Annotated in this window: 15 protein-coding genes; 7 read left to right on the top strand and 8 right to left on the bottom strand. The window is 64.1% G+C overall.

What is annotated here, in order from left to right:
• Window positions 1-1,770 precede the first annotated feature (1,770 nt).
• From AC0L2F_RS24560 to AC0L2F_RS24570, 3 genes are all read left to right on the top strand, one after another.
• A complete protein-coding gene (locus AC0L2F_RS24560; RefSeq protein WP_473250147.1) occupies window positions 1,771-3,423 on the top strand; it encodes an NAD-dependent malic enzyme in 1,653 nt (550 codons plus the stop codon).
• 239 nt (window positions 3,424-3,662) lie between these two features.
• Window positions 3,663-4,178 (top strand): septal ring lytic transglycosylase RlpA family protein, encoded by a 516-nt coding sequence (locus AC0L2F_RS24565; protein WP_473250148.1) that lies wholly within the window; start codon window positions 3,663-3,665, stop codon window positions 4,176-4,178.
• Window positions 4,179-4,292: 114 nt separating this feature from the next.
• Window positions 4,293-4,448 carry a hypothetical protein gene (locus AC0L2F_RS24570; protein ID WP_473250149.1) on the top strand — a complete coding sequence of 52 codons (156 nt, stop codon included), beginning with the start codon at window positions 4,293-4,295 and terminating at the stop codon, window positions 4,446-4,448.
• Window positions 4,449-4,463: 15 nt separating this feature from the next.
• Here AC0L2F_RS24570 and AC0L2F_RS24575 read toward each other — a convergent pair whose 3' ends face one another.
• The 3 genes from AC0L2F_RS24575 to AC0L2F_RS24585 all read right to left on the bottom strand — a co-directional run bounded on the left by AC0L2F_RS24575 (window position 4,464) and on the right by AC0L2F_RS24585 (window position 7,949).
• On the bottom strand, window positions 4,464-4,769 hold the full coding sequence (locus AC0L2F_RS24575; protein WP_007601056.1) for a hypothetical protein: 306 nt from the start codon (window positions 4,767-4,769) through the stop codon (window positions 4,464-4,466).
• Window positions 4,770-4,857: 88 nt separating this feature from the next.
• Window positions 4,858-5,130, bottom strand: a complete 273-nt coding sequence (locus AC0L2F_RS24580) for a hypothetical protein (RefSeq protein WP_018457466.1) — start codon at window positions 5,128-5,130, stop codon at window positions 4,858-4,860.
• 128 nt (window positions 5,131-5,258) lie between these two features.
• The gene (locus AC0L2F_RS24585; RefSeq protein ID WP_473250150.1) at window positions 5,259-7,949 is read right to left on the bottom strand and encodes a flavin-containing monooxygenase; all 2,691 of its coding nucleotides are present in this window, start codon (window positions 7,947-7,949) and stop codon (window positions 5,259-5,261) included.
• Window positions 7,950-8,178: 229 nt separating this feature from the next.
• On the opposite strand from AC0L2F_RS24585, the gene AC0L2F_RS24590 reads away from it, so the two are divergent.
• Together AC0L2F_RS24590 and AC0L2F_RS24595 are read left to right on the top strand one after the other, a co-directional pair.
• On the top strand, window positions 8,179-8,388 hold the full coding sequence (locus AC0L2F_RS24590; protein WP_473250151.1) for a hypothetical protein: 210 nt from the start codon (window positions 8,179-8,181) through the stop codon (window positions 8,386-8,388).
• Window positions 8,389-8,468: 80 nt separating this feature from the next.
• Window positions 8,469-9,929 (top strand): carboxylesterase/lipase family protein, encoded by a 1,461-nt coding sequence (locus AC0L2F_RS24595; RefSeq protein WP_473250152.1) that lies wholly within the window; start codon window positions 8,469-8,471, stop codon window positions 9,927-9,929.
• A 17-nt stretch (window positions 9,930-9,946) separates the two neighbouring features.
• Here the strand turns inward: AC0L2F_RS24595 and AC0L2F_RS24600 are convergent, their stop codons facing one another.
• Complete coding sequence (locus AC0L2F_RS24600) at window positions 9,947-10,126, bottom strand: hypothetical protein (RefSeq protein ID WP_007601069.1); 180 nt, start codon at window positions 10,124-10,126, stop codon at window positions 9,947-9,949.
• A gap of 154 nt (window positions 10,127-10,280) precedes the next feature.
• Between AC0L2F_RS24600 and AC0L2F_RS24605 the strand changes: the two genes are divergently transcribed.
• Window positions 10,281-11,078 (top strand): DODA-type extradiol aromatic ring-opening family dioxygenase, encoded by a 798-nt coding sequence (locus tag AC0L2F_RS24605; protein ID WP_473250153.1) that lies wholly within the window; start codon window positions 10,281-10,283, stop codon window positions 11,076-11,078.
• A 46-nt stretch (window positions 11,079-11,124) separates the two neighbouring features.
• Here AC0L2F_RS24605 and AC0L2F_RS24610 read toward each other — a convergent pair whose 3' ends face one another.
• From AC0L2F_RS24610 to glgC, 3 genes are all read right to left on the bottom strand, one after another.
• The gene (locus AC0L2F_RS24610) at window positions 11,125-11,385 is read right to left on the bottom strand and encodes a SemiSWEET transporter (protein WP_473250154.1); all 261 of its coding nucleotides are present in this window, start codon (window positions 11,383-11,385) and stop codon (window positions 11,125-11,127) included.
• A 239-nt stretch (window positions 11,386-11,624) separates the two neighbouring features.
• Window positions 11,625-13,079, bottom strand: a complete 1,455-nt coding sequence (glgA, locus tag AC0L2F_RS24615) for a glycogen synthase GlgA (RefSeq protein ID WP_473250155.1) — start codon at window positions 13,077-13,079, stop codon at window positions 11,625-11,627.
• Complete coding sequence (glgC, locus tag AC0L2F_RS24620; RefSeq protein ID WP_007613273.1) at window positions 13,076-14,338, bottom strand: glucose-1-phosphate adenylyltransferase; 1,263 nt, start codon at window positions 14,336-14,338, stop codon at window positions 13,076-13,078. The genes glgA and glgC overlap by 4 nt, the downstream gene beginning before the upstream one ends.
• 345 nt (window positions 14,339-14,683) lie before the next feature.
• On the opposite strand from glgC, the gene AC0L2F_RS24625 reads away from it, so the two are divergent.
• Entirely contained in the window at window positions 14,684-15,154 is a 471-nt protein-coding gene (locus AC0L2F_RS24625) for a hypothetical protein (protein WP_473250156.1), read from the top strand.
• A gap of 204 nt (window positions 15,155-15,358) precedes the next feature.
• On the opposite strand, the gene AC0L2F_RS24630 is transcribed toward AC0L2F_RS24625, so the two are convergent.
• Entirely contained in the window at window positions 15,359-15,538 is a 180-nt protein-coding gene (locus tag AC0L2F_RS24630; RefSeq protein WP_007613268.1) for a hypothetical protein, read from the bottom strand.
• Between the last annotated feature and the right edge of the window lie 106 nt (window positions 15,539-15,644).

Raw genomic sequence — 15,644 nt, forward strand, 5'->3', positions numbered from 1 at the left:
TCAGGGAGAGCAGCCGTCCGTTTCCCGCTTTCGAGCTTGTGTTCGGTCGCACGCGCATGATGCTCAAGCGGCGGGCGTTCGGACAGCCGAGGACGCCGCGCGCTACGCCATGAAGGCGTGCATGCCCTTGGTCGGGCTGTTCTTAGATCCAAACGCCTCCCGGAATGCGGAAGTCATAGAAGAAGTGCTTCCTCCCGGAATTTATCGTGCGGTTCTTAGGGAGGAGTGGGGCGATTTTGTTGAGCAGCGAAACAGACAATAGGGTTTAGCTCTCGCCGGCAGTTCTAGGAAGGTCGCCTCTTGGCCCATCAGCGAAGTGGTAAGCGAGCCTGAGCACGTCCGTTCACAGGGGTGGACCGGAAGTGAACGGTGGCGTGTCAGAGCGACACTTTTGACCCGTAGCGGGCATACCGCATGGCTCGACGCATTCGCGCCATGCGGTCGATCTTTGGGACATCGCCGCCAGGAGGGACTCGATTAACGGTGGCCCGATTGCCTGGCGTCGGCGACCAGCCTTTCGCCGGGCAACTTGCCACCAGCCAGCAGGCTGGTACAAAGCCACCGAGACTCTCTGGACGTCGCGCCAAGGAAACCCTTGGTCTCTACGCACTGCGCGTAGGTGTTGTAGTTGAGTGTGTCTCGGCAGGTCGGCGAGAACATGCTACCGTCAACCCCTTCCTGGCCGGAAAGGCTACATCCGACCCATGGAGCGTTGCCGACCCTGTAACTTGTTTCGCAACCACCGTTGCAACTGCTAGCGGATCTCTCCAGCTTGGCAAGCCTGCCCAAGGCCGTATTCGGCCCGAACGCAGGATTTTGAGCAGCTGACAAGCCGGTCGCACGATGGCGGGTTGCCCGATGCGATGTCACGGTCGTTGGCCCTTCCCTCGGCACAAGAGTTGGTCTTGCCTTCGGCGCTTCGACCGTGACGGCGGGAAGTGACGAGTTTGGTGTGGGTTGCGACATTGCCGTGCTGCTGCACAGTAAGACGGTTGACAAGGTCACGACGACTGACGGCACGGCGAAGCCTGACGAGAATCTCATAAGGTACCTCCCCAAATCGAGGACGGAACAGCCGCCCCGACACCTAGGGGTTGTATCACAACATACCGATACCGGCAATGAGCCCATCCAAGGATGAGGCGCCATCGACATGATCGCTCACCGGGCCGCTCGCGCCGTTGCGATGTCGTCTATTGGCTCAACTCGGACCTGGAGTGAGGTGCGCCAACACGGCCGGTATTGGAGGCAGAGCGGACCTCACACGAAGTGCAGCGCGAGTTTATGAGTACATGTCCCAAGCGGTCCAGCATCATTTCCAGCTTGCCTGTGCCGGCCCGGCAGCGTTCACTCCGGCTCCAATTCGCTGCGATGGGCCCGCAGCTCATCGTTGGGATAACACGCCGAGGGGGATCGTCACGAAGCTGAACGCAGCCATCGTCGCGGCGTGGCCGACCCAATCTCGAGCAGCGCTTTGCCGAACTGGGGCAGGAGATTTCCACCCGCGGCACTCACCGTTTGCGGATTTCCGCTTCCCGACAATCCCATTGCGGAGACAGCCCTCTCCCCAACCCCTCCCCCGCACGCGGGGGAGGGAGCTCACTGCCGATGCCGCGCGTTGCCTTTTGACGCACGCAGGGCCACGTCTCTCGCGACAACCTCGCTGCGGTGCGAGATCACAATCGATGCGCAGATGGTTACGTCCTTGATATAAGGTGAGCACTGGCCGACAATGGCTGTCCTCGAATAAGAAACTCCCTGGGGGAATTTGTGAACAGACCTGCTCGGGTCAGCGCCCATTCGACATCGTCCTTACCCGTGCACGGCATGGCGCTGCTGCGCGATCCCCTGCTCAACAAGGGCACCGCCTTCACCGGGCACGAGCGCGATGCGCTTGGCCTGCGCGGCTTGCTGCCGCCTTGCGTGCTGACGATGGAGACCCAGGTCGAGCGGGTGCTCGTCAACCTGCGCACGCTGCCGACCGATCTCGAAAAATACGTCGCGCTGAATGCCTTGCACGACCGCAACGAGGCGCTGTTCTTCCGCGTCGTCGTCGACAATATCGACGAGATCCAGCCGATCATCTACACGCCGACGGTCGGGCTCGCCTGCCAGAAATACGGCCTGATCTTCCAGCGGCCACGCGGCATGTTCATCTCCTCGCGCGATCGCGGCCAGATCGGCGAGATCTTGAAGAACTGGCCCTATCCGGCCAAGCTGATCGTCGTCACCGATGGCGAGCGCATCCTCGGCCTCGGCGATCTCGGCGCCAACGGCATGGGCATTCCGGTCGGAAAACTCTCGCTCTATTCGGCCTGCGCCGGCGTGCATCCCGAAACGTGCCTGCCGATCGTGCTCGACGTCGGCACCAACAACGAAGAGCTCCTGAAAGATCCGTATTATCTCGGCTTGCGCGAGCGGCGGCTCACGGGCGAGGCCTATGACAGCTTCGTCGACGAGTTCATGGTCGCCGCGCGAAAGACCTTTCCGGGTGTGCTGATCCAGTTCGAGGATTTCGCCAACCACTCGGCGTTCAAGCTGCTGCACAAATATCGCGACGAGGCCTGCGTCTTCAACGACGACATCCAGGGCACGGCGGCGGTGGCGCTCGCCGGCCTGTTCTCGGCGCTGCGCGTCAACGGCGGCAAGCTGAGGGATCAGCGCATCCTGTTCCTCGGCGCGGGCGAGGCCGCGACCGGCATCGCCGATCTCGTGACGTCCGCGATGATGGCGGAAGGTGCCTCTGAAGCCGAGGCGCTTCGGCGCAACTGGCTGGTGGATTCCCGCGGCCTCGTCGTCGGCGGACGTGAAGGCCTGTCCGGCCACAAGCTGCGTTATGCCCATGCCGACCAGGCGCCGATCGCCGACTTCCTCACCGCGATCAGGACGCTGAAGCCCACGGCGATCATCGGTGTTGCCGCGGTCGGCGGTGCGTTCACGCCTGAGGTGCTCAAGGCGATGGCCGAGCTCAACGAACAGCCGATCGTGTTCGCGCTCTCCAATCCGACTTCGAAGGCCGAATGCTCGGCGGAGGACGCCTATCGCTACACCGAGGGCCGCGCGTTGTTTGCCTGCGGCAGTCCGTATGAGCCGGTCAAGCTCAACGGCCGCACCTTCGTGCCGCGCCAGGGCAACAACTCCTACATCTTCCCGGGCGTCGGTCTCGGCGTCATCGCCAGCCGCTCGCGGTTGGTGACGGACGAGATGTTCATGGCGGCCGCCCATACGCTCGCCAATTGCGTCGGCAAGGACGATCTTGCGCAAGGCAGCCTCTACCCGGCGCTGCCGCGCATCCGCGAGGTCTCGGTGCGTATCGCTGCCGCCGTCGCCGATGTCGCTTTTCAGCGCGGGCTTGCGGACGGACCCGCGCCCAACGACGTGAAGGCACTGGTTCAGTCGCAGATGTACGAGCCGCAGTACTAGCGCTTACATTCAAGCCGGACTCGCGGAGGCGGCTCCTCACCACTCCCTCTCCCCGCAAGAACGGGGGAGAGGAAGTGAGAGAGGTGCTCGCGAAAGAATCTGTCTCGATTCAGGACAAGCCAGTGTGGTGGAATCGCCACAGCTAAAGCGAAACGGCCGCGGCCGCAGGCGCGCTTTCGTTCCGACAAGGTTCTGCCCTCATTGCCCGCCGAAACTCGGGGCCATTCGGAGGGCGCATCATGTCTTGCTTTGCACGTGCCGAAACTGCCCGGATCTCGCCGGCAAGCCTGTGCCGGATCCTGCTCGCCATCATCGGTGCGGCGTCGCTTGCGGCGTGTGCGCAGTCGCCGGTCGGCCGCCAGAAGGCCGATCTAGGCACCCACCGCCAAGCCGCTGTCGAACGACCGCACAGGGTGGCGGCGCTGCATCCGCGTCCGATCAGCCGGGCGCGCGTGTCTGACGGTGATGCAAAACAGAGCGTCTCGCACGGCGTCGCCAGCTTCTATTCGGACACGGAGACGGCGAGCGGCGAGAGGTTCGACAAGAACGAATTGACCGCGGCCCATCCCAGCCTGCCGTTCGGCACCAAGCTGCGCGTCACCGACGTCTCATCCGGCCGCTTCGTGACCGTCAGGATCAACGATCGCGGTCCGTATGTTCGCGGACGCGTGGTCGACATCTCTCCCTCCGCGGCCGAGGCGCTCGGCATGGTCGACAAGGGTGTCACCAATGTCCGGCTCGACGTGGTGCGATAATTTCCAGCTGCATCGATCCGAAACGCTGTGCTTAACCGGCTGTTAGCCGCCTCCAGCGCACGATGGATACCCGAGCAATTCGGGACTCCAAATCGCACTCGGGGGGGGCGACGTTTGACCACGATCCAGTATCTCGAAGATCAGGCCGCACGCGCCGAACGGCTGGCCAAACGGATCACGGATACGTTGACGATCGAAAAGCTCCTGACCTTCGCAGGCGAACGCCGCCGCGAGATCGAGGTCATCGCTGCCAAGTACCGGCGCGCCTGATTCCTCCATGCACGCTCAGCTATGGCTCTCGACGAAGTCGCTGAGATAGTCGGGCAGCGTCACGCCATCGATGTCGCAGCGCGCCCGAATCTCTCCGGCGACGTCGGTCGAGATGTCCTTCATCCAGTGCTCGAGCGTGTTGAACGAGATGACCTTGACGGGGTCGTTGAAGCAGCCGGCGACGAGCTCGCCAATCGTGGCATCGAGATCGCTTCGCTCGACACGGATTTCGGTCGCCTTGTCGAGGCGATCGATCACCACGAACAGGGTCTGGTCTGCGCCATAGGGCACGACCGGGGCTGGCACGCCGGCTTCAAGCATCTGAGGCACTCACGCCTTCGCTTCCGATCACCATCAACGGGAAAAGCCGGAAGAAGGTTCCTGCGCTCAGACGGTGCTTCTGCGGGGATCAGAGAAATTCTCTCAGGCGCGCCAGCTCCGTGATGTGCTCGGGCGAGAGGATGTCGGTGACCAGCGGCGGTTGTGCGATCGTGCGGATCTCATAGAGATGCCTGGTCGCCGCCGGTTTCGCCATGAACGCCGAGATGCATTCGTCGAGCGTGCCCTCGATCACCTGGTAGGACGCTCGGTCCGACCGTCGCTGGTTCGCAAGCGATGGCCATTTATGCAGCACCGCAAGGACACCAAAATCGACCTTTGAATCCCCAACCACGTCCCCCATTGTCCTGCCTCACGCAAAAAGAACCCCGGCACACGATCGCGCGTACCGGGGCCCACACCCATTACTGCATCTCAATGCCACAGCACCAAACGCGATGACAGGGAAATAGTTCCCGCCAATTATTCCTGTCAGCTCGCTGCCGCCGCGATCCTATGTCCCGGATTGGTGCGGCCGTGGCTGGTCTCGTCGCCGTGACCAACTTCGGGCGGAAGCCCGGCAAAGCGTCGCAAGGCCTCGGCCATCTGCACCCGGCCCGGCGCGCCCGTGATGATCACGTCCACCATCGTGAAGGACGAATGGAAATGGCCGCGCGCCTTCAGTTGCTCGACCGGGACGCCGGCGGCTGCCATGGCCTCGGCATAGGCGATGCCTTCGTCGCGCAGCGGATCGAATTCGCAGGTGACGACGAAGGCCGGCGGCAGTCCTGCGACCTTGCCGCGGAGCGGCGAGACGCGCGGATCGGTGCGGTCGGCCGGCGAGCAATAGAGGTCCCAGAACCAGTACATCAGCGAACGGGTCAGGAAATAGCCGGTCGCATTGTCGTTGTACGAGGGGCGGTCGAAGGTGCAGTCGGTGACCGGGCAGATCAGGAGCTGGCCCGCGATCTCAGGGCCGCCGCGATCGCGCGCAAGCTGACAGGTGACGGCGGCGATGTTGCCGCCAGCACTCCAGCCGGCGACCAGCACCGGGCCCGGCCTGCCGCCGAGCTCGGCGGCGTGCTCGGCGATCCAGCGCGTCGCCGCATAGCCGTCTTCGGCCGCGGCCGGGAAACGATGCTCGGGCGCATGACGATAGCCGACGCTGACGAGCATCATGCCGGTCCGCCGCACCATGTCGCGGCAGAACGGCTCGTCCGATTGCTCGTCGCCGAGCACCCAGCCGCCGCCGTGGAAATAAACTACGACCGGATGCGGACCTGATGTTGCCGGCTTGTAGACCCGATAAGGCAGGGGACCGTCGGCGCCGGGCAGGGTGCCGTCGACGATGTCGCCGATCAGCCGTCCCGCCGGGCGGCCCTTGTTGAACTCATTGACGAAGGCGCAGGCGCCTTGCGCGCCCATCGACTCGATCGGCGGCAGGTTGAGCGACGCCAGCAGGTTCAGCACCAGCCGCACGTCCGGCTGGAGGCGCACCACCTCGCCGTCATTGCATTGCGCGGCGACGTCGGGGCCGGTCAGCTTGAAGCCGAGCATGCCGCGGCTGACCACCTCGTCGCAGATGCTGCGATAGGGACCGACGCCGCCGGTATAGGGCATCAGGCCCTGCACCTTGCCGGGGACGTTGGCGCCCGTGTACCAGGTGTTGGCGAGCCGGTGCAGCGTCACCATCGAGCAGTCGGCCATGTGCCTGTTCCAGCCGGCCTGCGCCGTCTCCGTTGGCTCGATCGTGGTGAAGCCGGCGTCGCGCAATGCTTTGAGCCGGTCGACGACCCAGTCGACATGCTGCTCGATCGACACCGCCATGTTCGACAGCACCGAGGGGCTGCCGGGCCCGGTGATCATGAAGAAGTTCGGAAAACCCTCGACCGTGAGCCCGAGATAGGTCTGCGGCCCCTGCGCCCAGACGTCGGTGAGCGACTTGCCGCCACGTCCGGTGATCGGATGCACGGCGCGGATTGCGCCGGTCATGGCGTCGAAGCCGGTCGCGAACACGATGACGTCGACGTCGACGCTGCGCTTGGCCGTCGTGATCCCACTTGCGGTGATCGCCTTGATCGGCTCCTGGCGCAGATTGACCAGCGTGACGTTCGGCCGGTTGTAGGTCGCGTAATAGTTGGTATCGAGGCAGGGGCGTTTGGCGCCGAACGGATGATCGTCCGGCATCAGCGCCGCGGCGGTCTCGGGGTCTTTGACGGCGGCGCGGATCTTCTCGCGGATCAGGTCCTGGACGATCTTGTTGCCGTCGAGGTCGACCGCCTGGTCGGCCCAGAGCTGGGTCAGGATGTGGACGAGGTCGCCGGCCGCCCAGGCACGCTCGAACCGTTCACGACGCTCGGCATCGCTTAATTGCCAGCTCACGACCGTCTGCTGCGGATAGGGCACGCCGGCCATCGACTGGCGCGCCTGCTCGCGATAGGCCGCGCGATCGCCTTGCAGCAGGCTCATGCGATCGGAAGGCGCAGGACCGTTGTGCGCCGGCAGCGCGAAATTCGGCGTGCGCTGGAACACGGTCAGGTGTGCGGCCTGCTCGGCGATCAGCGGGATGGACTGAATGGCCGACGATCCCGTGCCGATCACCGCGACGCGTTTTCCGGCGAGATTGACGCCGCCATGCGGCCAGCGTCCGGTGAAATAGACCTCGCCCTTGAAGTCCTTGACGCCGTCGATCTCCGGCGGCTTCGGCGCCGAGAGGCAGCCGGTGGCCATGATGTAATGGCGGCAGGAGACCGGCGCGCCGTTGTCGGTGGTGAGCTGCCAGCGTTCGGTCGCCTCGTCCCATTTCGCTTCGGTGACCTTGGTCTTGAAGCGGATGTCACGCCTGAGATCGTAGTGGTCGGCGACGAAGCCGAGATAGCGCAGGATCTCCGGCTGGGTCGCGTATTTCTCCGACCAGGTCCAGGCGGTCTCGAGGTCCGGATCGAAGGTGTAGCTGTAATCGATGGTCTGGATATCGCAGCGCGCGCCGGGATATCGGTTCCAGTACCAGGTGCCCCCGACGTCGCCGGCTTCTTCGAGGGCGACCGCCGTGAGGCCGGCCTTGCGCAGCCGATGGAGAAGATAGAGGCCGGCAAATCCGGCACCGACCACGGCAACATCGACCTGCTGGCTGGTTCCGCGCCCTGCATCAGAGGCACGTGCAGCAACCATTGCGTCAGGCATGGCATTTCCTCCCGTGTGTTTTGTTTTGCCGGCAGGCTATCGCTGCAGGTTCGGCTTGTCATCACGGCACGTGCAATCTTCGGTCACCATTTGCGGCGTCATCATGGCCGCGTGAATGTTGCGGCAGCACACGCATCGCGATGCACAATGGCCGTGATTTCCCGGGCTAATCTTGTACGGTCCGTCTGTGTATGCTTGCGGCTACAAGCCACGCGTGCCGACGGGCGTCATGACAGAGTTGAGTGAGCGGACCAAAGCGAACATGGACGTCGTCCTGGAGGAGACGTGCCGCCAACTGCCGCACGGCGGCGATCACGGCAGCCGCAGGTTCATCGCCCAGCGGCTGATCGAGGCGGCGCAGTCCGGTCACACCACGCTCGGTGAACTCGGCATTATCGCACGGCACGCACTGGCGGAGCTTGTCGCCAAGGGGAGCTAGGCGCGACCGCGGCGCTTGCCTCGCAGCGGGCCACGGACATAACCTGCCAAAATCCTTCCGCGCATCGAGATGCTCCGAAGATGCGGTCCGTGTTCGCGCTTTTTGCGACGTCTCTCATCCTCTGTTGCGCCGGCTCGGCCATGGCCCAGCCGGTCGGCCAGTTTCCATTTGCGCTGACGCGTGAAGGGCAGATGCTTGGCGCCGTCGAAGGCGAGGTGGCCTCGTTCAAGGGGCTGGCCTATGCGGCCGCGCCGATCGGTCCGCTGCGCTGGCGTCCGCCGCAGGCTGCGCCCGAGAGTGCGGAGATGCGCACCGCCTATGCCTATGGCGCGCCGTGTCTTCAGCCCTCGCTGCCGGGATCGAGTGAGGATTGCCTTACGCTGAACGTGTTCCGTCCGTTCGGGGTCGACGGGCCGTTGCCGGTGATGCTGTTCATCCACGACGGCGCTTTCGTCAGCGGCACCGCGAACGATCCGCTGTTCGACGGTGCCAGGCTCGCGCAAGCCGGCGTCATCGTGGTGACCGTGAATTTTCGCCTCGGCGCGTTCGGCTGGCTCAGCGATCCCGCGCTGTCGGAAGGCGGCTCCGGCAATTACGGCCTGATGGACCAGATCGCGGCGCTGCATTGGGTGCGCGACAACATCGCAGCCTTCGGCGGTGATCCGAACAATGTCACCTTGTTCGGCAGTGGCGCAGGCGCGACCTCGATCGCGCTGCTGATGCTGTCTGCGCAAGCGCGCGACCTGTTTCAGAAAGCCATTCTGCAATCGCTCCCCGGCCGTGCGCGCCTGCGTTCGGCACAAGAGGCCGAGAGTGTGGGCCGGCAATTCGTGGCGGCGCTGGGGCGACAGGTCGATTTACGCGCCGCCGAGTCGCGACGCCTGCTTGCCGTCGAAAAACATCTCCTGGAAAAATCGCCGCGGAGCTTCGCGCCGACGATCGATGGGAGTCTGGTGAGCGAGGAGGTCGCCGCGGGCTTCGCGGCCGGACATGAGAGCCGCATTCCCCTGATCATCGGCTCGAACGACGACGAGACGGGCTTCGATAGCGAGCTGGATATGCGGGAAGAGCTGGCATCGTGGGGCATCACGAGCGATGAACTGCGCACGCTCTATCCCGACCTCGCCAGACCTTCCGGCCGCGCGGCAAGGTTCTACACCGACAAGGTGTTCTCGGAGCCGGTGAGGCTGCTGGCCCGCCTGCATGCCGCCAGCGGTGCGCCGACCTTCCGCTATCGCTTTGCCTATGTGCCGGAGGCACGGCGCGCAAACCCCGAGGGCGATCACGGGCGGGAATTGCAGTTCATCTTCGGCGTGGAAGGCATGCCCGGTGCGGGCATCTTGTCACGAGCCGATCGCGAGGTCGCAAATCGCATGCGCGCCTACTGGATCAATTTCGCCAAGAGTGGCGATCCCAACGGTGCGGACCTGCCGCATTGGGATTCGGCCGCAGGCAACGATCGCCTGCTGCTGATCACGAACGAGCGCATCGCGAGCGGAGACGACCCCTGGTCGGAGCGCCTGGACCGGTTCGGGCGTTAGGGCAGGATGAGTTGGACTTAAGCCGCAAGCTCGACGCGCGGCGCCGGGCTCAGCCGGTCTTCCTCCAGATAATCCATCGCGCCGTCTTTCTCGACGGCGTAGAACTGCTGGCCTTCCTTCGACTTGTAGGCGGCGCGAACGACGCCGCGGCGGCCCTTGTCACTGTTGACGACGTCCCCCAACGCAAACTTCTTCATTTCACGTCCCTGGCTGCTGGCCGACTCCTTCGGCTACGCCCGGGATTCTGGGCGGAAAATCGTTAACGTCTTGCTAACCATACCGGTTTGCCTATGCTCGCGACCGATCGCGCGGGCAGCACGCGCATGTTGCCAATGAAACGAGCCTTCACCCATGGTGCGATTTCCGACCTTCTTCCTGTCGCATGGCGGCGGTCCCTGGCCGTTCATGGTGGACAGGCGAGTGCAATATGCGAAGACTGCCGAGGCGTTCGGCCGGCTGCCGCAGCTCTTGCCGGAGAAGCCCAAGGCCGTGCTCGTCATTACAGGACATTGGGAGGCTGACGCGTTCACCGTGTCCACCTCAGCGCATCCGCCGATGGTGTACGACTATCACGGTTTCCCCGAGCACACCTATCACCTCAAATATCCTGCGCCGGGGCGGCCCGAGCTCGCCGCGGAGGTGAAGGCGCTGCTCACGCGCGCGGGCGTCGATTGCCGGGAGGATCCCAACCAGGGTTTCGATCACGGCACTTTCGTGCCGCTCGGGCTGATGTATCCGAACGCCGACATGCCGATCGTGCTGCTATCGCTGAGATCGAGCTATGACGCGGCCGAACACATCGAGGTCGGGCAGGCGATTGCCTCGCTGCGGGACGAAGGCATTCTGATCGTCGGCAGCGGGCTGACGTATCACAACATGCGCGGGTTCGGCCGTGCCGAGTCGAAGCCGATCTCGTATGATTTCGAGGCCTATCTGAACGAGGCGATCAGCCACAAGGACGCGGCGCGCCGCAACGCGATGCTGGTGGACTGGGAGAACGCCCCGAGTGCGCGCCTGGCCCATCCGCGCGAAGATCATCTGCTGCCGCTCATGGTGGCCGCCGGCGCCGCCGGCAGCGACGCGGGCAAGCGCGTCTTCGTCGACGAGGTCGCAAATGTCGCGATGGCGTCGTATGTGTTCGGGGGGTAATCTTCACCCTCTCTCCCGCACGCGAGGAGAGGTGAAGAAGAGTGGCTCACCCGAATTTCAGCTTCATGAACAGGATGCCGCCGGCGAGCACCATGGTGATGACGTTTGCGGCGATGAGGGGCGCATCGCCCGACAGCAGGCCATAGACGAGCCAGAGCGCCAGCCCAAGCACCATGACCAGGAACATGCCGAGCGAAATATCGCCGGTGGAGCGGGTTTTCCACACTTTGATGGCTTGCGGCGCGTAGGCCACGCTGGTGCAGGTCGCGGCGGCAAAGCCGATCAGTTTGATCACGAAGGGGTCCATGGCGGCTCTATAGCATTGATTCGACGATGGTGACGGGTCTGGGGTGGCGATCCAGGCGACAGTCTGTGCGCGCGCCTCGTCCTTCGAGACGGCGCTTACGCGCCTCCTCAGGATGAGGCTAAGCAGCACCGCGGCTGTCGAAATCGCTTCCGTGTACTCCGCCCTCATCCTGAGGAGCCCGCGGAGCGGGCGTCTCGAAGGATGGACCGCAGGAACGCTATTCCACGCGACAGCTCCCCTCAGGCGCGCGCGGTGATGAGGCCGCGATAGAGTGCGGCATAGTCACCGGCGCGGTTGCGCCAGGACACGTCGGTCGCAAGGCCGCTCAGTTGCAGCCGGCGCCAGGTCAGCTTGTCGTGAAAGGCGATGTTGGCCTTGCGCAGCGTGCCGGCGAGAGCATCCGCTGTCACCGGTCCGAACTTGAATCCGGTGGCATCGTGGCCGGACACATCGGCCTCGCCGATATCGACGATGGTATCCTCGAGGCCGCCGACCCGCGAGACGATAGGCACGGCGCCGTAGCGCAGCGCGCAGAGCTGGGTCAGGCCGCACGGCTCGAACCGCGAGGGCACGATGAGCGCGTCCGAGCCGGCCTGGATCAGATGCGCCATGATCTCGTCATAGCCGATCACGACCCCGATCCGGCCAGGGTTCGCGCGCGCAATGGCCTGATAGCGATCCTGCAGATCGCGGTCGCCGCTGCCGAGCAGCGCGAGCTGCATGCCTTCGCGCAAAATGGTCGGGATGGCCTCGAGCAGGAGATCGAGCCCCTTCTGCCAGGACAGGCGACTAATAACGCCGAGCAATGGCGCTTCATCCGACGAATCAAGATTGAACTGTTGCTGAAGCACCGCCTTGTTGGCGGCCCGGAATGTGAGGTCCTCCGCGCCGAAGCGGTAGGCGATGTGCGGATCGGTTTGCGGATTCCAAACGGATACATCGATGCCGTTGAGGATTCCGCTCAGCACGTTGGCGCGGGCGCGAAGCAAGCCGCCGAACCCCATGCCGCCCTCGTCGCTCTGGATCTCCTGCGCGTAGGTCGGCGAGACCGTCGTGATGCGATCGGCGAATTGCAGGCCGGCCTTCAAAAAACTGATGCCGCCGAAATATTCGAGGTCGTTGACGCCATAGGCGCGCCAGGGCAGGCCAATCGAACCGATCAGCTCGGGCGCGAACTTGCCCTGATAGGCCATGTTGTGGATGGTCATCACGGTGGCCGGCCGCGGGCGGTTGTCGTAATGCAGATAGGCCGGCGCCAGCCCGGCCTGCCAATCGTGGGCATGCACCACGTCGGGCACGAAGGCGGGAACGAGGCCGTGGCCGATATCGGCCGCGATGCGCGAGAGCGCGGCGAACCGCACGCCATTGTCCGGCCAGTCGACGCCTTCGGGTGTCACGTAGGGGTTGCCAGGCCGTGCGTAGAGATGCGGCACGTCGAGCACGAACAGATCGAGGCCGTCATGCGAGCCGGCGAGCAGACGTCCGGGTCCGCCGAAATAATCCGGCCAGCGCCGGATTTCGTCGGCTCCCCCCAGCACCCGCATCACGTCGGGATAGCCCGGCATCAAGGTGCGCATCTCGACGCCATGCGCCTTCAGCGCGATCGGCAGCGCGCCCGCGACATCGGCGAGGCCGCCGGTCTTGACGATGGGATAGACTTCAGAGGCGACAGCGATGACGCGAACAGGCGTCATGTATTGAGCCTGTCGAGCATCGGCTGGGTGATGAGCGAAATGCCCTGCTCGGTGGTGCGGAAGCGTCTTGCGTCCAACTCGGGATCCTCGCCGACGACGAGCCCTTCCGGGATCTCGACGCCGCGATCGATCACGACGTTCTTCAGGCGCGCGCCGCGGCCGACATTGACGTAGGGCATGATCACGGCGTTCTCGACATTGGCGTAGGAATTGACGCGCACGCCGGTGAACAGCAGTGAGCGCCGCAGCGAGGCGCCGGAAATGATGCAGCCGCCCGAGACCAGCGAGCTCACGGCCTGACCGCGCCGGCTCTCCTCGTCGTGGACGAATTTTGCCGGTGGCGTGATTTCCGAATAGGACCAGATCGGCCAGGCGCTGTCGAACAAATCGAGCTCGGGCACGACGTCGGTGAGGTCGATATTGGCGGCCCAATAGGCGTCGACAGTGCCGACATCGCGCCAATAGGCGCGGGGGTCGCTGCCGGAGCGGACGCAGGAGGTCGAGTACTGGTGCGCCATGGCGCGGCCGTTCTTGACGAGGTAGGGGATGATGTCCTTGCCGAAATCGTGGTTGGAATTCGGATCCTCGGCGTCGCGCTTGAGCTCCTCGAACAGGAATTTCGCGTCGAACACGTAGATGCCCATGCTGGCCAGCGAGACGTCCGGCTTGCCCGGCATCGGCGGCGGATCTTTCGGCTTTTCCAGGAACTCCTTGATCCAGCCGTTCTCGTCGATATGCATAATGCCGAAGCCGGAAGATTCCTGGCGCGGCATCTCCAGGCAGCCGACGGTGACGTCGGCGCCGCTGTCGACATGCTGGCGCAGCATCACCTCGTAATCCATTTTATAGATATGGTCGCCGGCGAGAACCACGATGAAGCGGCAGGCGTGGGATTCGATGATGTCGATGTTCTGGTAGACCGCATCGGCCGTGCCGACGTACCACATGTTTTCGGAGACGCGCTGGCTCGCCGGGAGGATGTCGAAGCTCTCGTTGCGCTCGGGACGGAAGAAGTTCCAGCCCATCTGAAGGTGCCGGATCAGGCTGTGCGCCTTGTACTGGGTGGCGACGGCGATGCGGCGGATGCCCGAGTTCACCGCGTTCGACAGCGCGAAATCGATGATGCGGGATTTTCCGCCGAAATACACCGCGGGCTTGGCGCGCCGGTCGGTCAACTCCAGCAGCCGGCTGCCGCGTCCGCCGGCCAGGACGAACGCCAGCGCCTGACGGGCAAGCGGCTCGGGTCTCGCGGCACTCATGTCATTCTCCCACAACTCTGGCGCTCGCGAGAAGCCTCCCGGCCGCGCTCATTTGGAACCGATAGTAATGGCACGAATAGTAAATCGGGAAGGTGGTTGTTGGTTGCGAATGCGCCGGAAGCTTAATGCTTTGCCGCGGTGATCGGGCCCCAGGCACCGTCTTGCCGGTGTCACACGCGGCGAGGTTGTCGAGCCCGTCCGGTACCGGTTGATCAGAATGGAGGCATGCGTCTTGTGCGGTGCACGCAAAATCGAGGCCGAATTTCCGGCTTTGACCTTGCGCCAGGATGCCCGATCATGGGCTGCGTCCATGTCCAAGCAAAATGTCAGACAGGGAGTAAGACGATGACGATCTGGAAAACGGCAATCGCCTGTACGCTGGCCGGCGCGGTCATGGCCGGCCAAGTCGAGCGGGCCGCCGCGGGCCCGATGCCGACAAATGTCGCGACCATGAAGGCCGCGGTCGGCGATGATGTCACGCAGGTGTATTGGCGCGGCCGAGGTTTTGGATGGGGTATTGGCGGCCTCGCAGCCGGCGCGATCATCGGCAGCGCCATCGCCAGCAGCACCTATGGCTACGGCTACTATGGCGGTGGTCCATATTACGGCGGCTATGGATATCCGGGGCCGGCTTACGGCTATGCGCCTGCCTATTATGGCGGCTATGGACCGGGTTACGCCTATGGACCGGGCTACGGTTATGGCGGCTATTACGCGCGTCCGCGCTATTACGGCTATCGCGCCTATCGTCCATATTACGGTCACCGTTACGGCTACTACCGGCCGTACCGGCACTATCGCCGCGCGTATTGGTGATTGATCAAACAGGCGGACCCGCTCGCCGCAGGTCGCCGATGCTGAAAGGGTTTGAGGGCCGCTGGACGCATGCGGCCCGATCGGCTTGCGCGCGTTGAACCCGGTGATGCGGCACGACCAGCCGGCCATGCCCGCCCGTGACAATCCCGATGCAGATCGCGACGATGATCGCGATCTCGATGCACCATTCGAGCGGTCCCGAGCTCATGGCAGCGCGATGGTGTTGGCGAGATCGAACTCGGACAGGCCTGGGCCGCCGCACGCGAGGTAGATCGCCAGGAGGAAGATGCGGCTGAGGACGGTGGCGCCCAATATGACCCTGATGTCGTATTGGCGAATGACAAAAGCGAGAGGCGGGATCGCCAGATGTTTTAAAATGCTCATGGCCAACTCCTTGCCAAAATTCAGGCATCGACTGCCTGTCGACTGAATGACAGCGTGATGAAAAGGCCGTCCGACGCCTTGCCGGCGTCTCTGAAATGGACAGGCC

Source organism: Bradyrhizobium sp. Ken64 (assembly GCF_055807555.1).

What these genes read in the sequence shown, in the direction of transcription:
- AC0L2F_RS24565 (WP_473250148.1), top strand. Translation starts at nt 3,663, where the DNA reads ATGTCTTGCTTTGCACGTGCCGAAACTGCCCGGATCTCGCCGGCAAGC.
- AC0L2F_RS24575 (WP_007601056.1), bottom strand. Translation starts at nt 4,769, where the DNA reads ATGCTTGAAGCCGGCGTGCCAGCCCCGGTCGTGCCCTATGGCGCAGAC.
- AC0L2F_RS24580 (WP_018457466.1), bottom strand. Translation starts at nt 5,130, where the DNA reads ATGGGGGACGTGGTTGGGGATTCAAAGGTCGATTTTGGTGTCCTTGCG.
- AC0L2F_RS24585 (WP_473250150.1), bottom strand. Translation starts at nt 7,949, where the DNA reads ATGCCTGACGCAATGGTTGCTGCACGTGCCTCTGATGCAGGGCGCGGA.
- AC0L2F_RS24590 (WP_473250151.1), top strand. Translation starts at nt 8,179, where the DNA reads ATGACAGAGTTGAGTGAGCGGACCAAAGCGAACATGGACGTCGTCCTG.
- AC0L2F_RS24595 (WP_473250152.1), top strand. Translation starts at nt 8,469, where the DNA reads ATGCGGTCCGTGTTCGCGCTTTTTGCGACGTCTCTCATCCTCTGTTGC.
- AC0L2F_RS24600 (WP_007601069.1), bottom strand. Translation starts at nt 10,126, where the DNA reads ATGAAGAAGTTTGCGTTGGGGGACGTCGTCAACAGTGACAAGGGCCGC.
- AC0L2F_RS24605 (WP_473250153.1), top strand. Translation starts at nt 10,281, where the DNA reads ATGGTGCGATTTCCGACCTTCTTCCTGTCGCATGGCGGCGGTCCCTGG.
- AC0L2F_RS24610 (WP_473250154.1), bottom strand. Translation starts at nt 11,385, where the DNA reads ATGGACCCCTTCGTGATCAAACTGATCGGCTTTGCCGCCGCGACCTGC.
- glgA (WP_473250155.1), bottom strand. Translation starts at nt 13,079, where the DNA reads ATGACGCCTGTTCGCGTCATCGCTGTCGCCTCTGAAGTCTATCCCATC.
- glgC (WP_007613273.1), bottom strand. Translation starts at nt 14,338, where the DNA reads ATGAGTGCCGCGAGACCCGAGCCGCTTGCCCGTCAGGCGCTGGCGTTC.
- AC0L2F_RS24625 (WP_473250156.1), top strand. Translation starts at nt 14,684, where the DNA reads ATGACGATCTGGAAAACGGCAATCGCCTGTACGCTGGCCGGCGCGGTC.
- AC0L2F_RS24630 (WP_007613268.1), bottom strand. Translation starts at nt 15,538, where the DNA reads ATGAGCATTTTAAAACATCTGGCGATCCCGCCTCTCGCTTTTGTCATT.